Below are 2,197 nucleotides of genomic sequence, written 5' to 3'. Positions count from 1 at the left end.
GCAGCGGGCGGCCGGCCGGGTCGCCGAGGGCGGCGAGCGCGGCGCGCAGGGCGGCCGGGTCGGGGGTGGCGCCGGGGGCGGGGACGGCGTAGCCGAGCAGGCGGGCGCCCTGGCGTCCGGGTCGGGCGACGCACACGGCCCGTGCCACGCCGGGGAGTTCGGCGAGGACGGCGGCGATCTCGCCGGGTTCGATCCGGAAGCCGCGGATCTTCACCTGGTCGTCGGCGCGGCCGAGGAACTCCAGGGTCCCTCCCCCGGCCTCCGGTCCCCCGGCACGGCGGCGCGCCAGGTCGCCGGTGCGGTACATCCGCCCGCCGGGCGGGCCGAAGGGGTCGGCGACGAAGCGTTCGGCGGTGAGGTCGGGCCGCCCGAGGTAGCCCTCGGCCAGGCAGGCGCCGGCCACGTAGAGCTCGCCGGTGACGCCGTCGGGCGCGGGGCGCAGCGAGCCGTCCAGGACGTAGGCGCGCGAGCCGCGCACCACCCGGCCGACGGGGGTGCCGTCCGGGCCGGCGGTCCAGGAGTAGGCGTCGACGGTGGTCTCGGTGGGCCCGTACAGGTTGAGCGGGGCCAGGCCCTCGACGGCGGCCAGGCGCCGCCAGAGCGCCTCGCCGGTGGCCTCGCCGCCGACCACCAGGACGGCCGGGTGGTGCCGGCCGGGGGCCAGCAGCCCCTCGGCGAGCAGGACCTCGGCGTAGGAGGGGGTGACGTCCAGGTAGTCGACGCGCTCGCGGTGGACGTACCCGGTGAGCGCGGCCGGGTCGCGGTAGGTGTCGTCGTCCAGCAGGTGCAGCTCGTGGCCGTGCACCATCCAGATCAGCGGGTCCCAGGAGGCGTCGAAGGCGAAGGAGGCGCTGTGCGCGATCCGCAGCCGGTCGCGGCCGGTGCGGGCGAGGACCGGGGCGATGTGGTCCTCGCCGTGGCCGGCGTGCAGGTTGGCCAGCGAGGCGTGGGCGACCAGAACGCCCTTGGGGCGGCCGGTGGAACCGGAGGTGTGCAGCAGGTAGGCGGGCTGCCCGGGGCCCGGGGCGGGCGGCGCGGTGGCCGGGCGGGCGGCCAGGGCGGCGCGGACGGCGGGGTCGTCGAGCGCCACGGTGGGCACGCCGGCGGGCAGCGGGGGCAGGGCGGCCAGGGTGGCGGCGGTGCCGAGGGCGCAGACCGGGCGGGCGTCGTCGAGGATGTCGGCGATCCGCTGCCGGGGGTGGGCGAGGTCGAGGGAGAGGCAGGCGCCGCCGGCCTTGAGCACGGCGAGCATGGCGGTCACGGTGTCGGCGCCGCGTGGCAGGGCGAGCGCGACGGGGCTGCCGTCGCCGGCCCCGAGCTCGGCGAGCTTCCCGGCCAACCGGTCGGCGCGGGCGTCGAGTTCGGCGAAGGTGAGGGCGGTGGCGCCGGCGCGGACGGCGACGGCGTCCGGGGTGCGGGCGGCCTGTTCGGCGAACAGCTCGGGCAGGGTGCGGCCGACGGGCGGTTCGGCGCGGCCGGCGGTGGCGCGCCGCAGGGCGTCGGCGTCCAGCGGGTCGATCCGGGCGATCGGCGTCGCCGGGTCGTCGAGCAGCAGGCCGGCCAGGCCGTCGAGGTAGCGCAGCAGGCCGTCCCGGTGGGCGGCGAGGGAGCCGGCGCCGTGGCGGGCGGGGTCGGCCTCCAGGGTGAGGCGCAGCGCGCCGTCGCGGCCGGGTGAGAGGGCGAGGGCGAGGTCGTCGACGGGGCCGGCGGCGAGGTTGCGGACGGTGCCGGTCAGGCCGGCGAGGTCGAGGTCGCCCTCGAAGGGCTTGATGTTGACCATCGGTCCGAACAGGGCGTGGCGTTCGCCGCCGCGGCCGAGGTCGCGGCGCAGGTCCTCCAGCGGGTAGCGCTGGTGGCGGCGGACGGCGCGCAGCTCCAGGACGACGCGGCGCAGCAGTTCGGCGGCGGTGTCGCGGGGGCGGACGGCCAGGCGCAGCGGGAGGACGTTGGCGGTGGCGACGGGGGTGCGCAGGGCGGCCGGGCCGCGGCGGTTGGCGAGCGGCAGGCCGAGGACGACGTCCTCGGTGCCGGCGAGCCGGTGCAGGTAGCCGGCGGTGGCGGCGATCAGCAGCTCGGCCCAGGTGGCGTTGGCGGCGCGGGCGGCGCGCTCCAGCCGGGGGAGGGTGCCGGCGGGCAGTTCGGCGCTGTCGCGGGTCGGCGCGGCGGCGGGGCCCTGGGCAGTGGGGTCCGGTGCGGC

General features: G+C 79.4%; 1 protein-coding gene. It reads right to left on the bottom strand.

The features are described 5' to 3' along the window. On the bottom strand, positions 1-2,197 hold a 2,197-nt coding region (locus ACWEQL_RS42225), incomplete at both ends, for a non-ribosomal peptide synthetase (protein WP_452156903.1).

This window comes from Kitasatospora sp. NPDC004240 (assembly GCF_053603215.1).
Note: the sequence above shows the minus strand (reverse complement) of the source record. Positions and strands in the feature narration are given on the sequence as shown.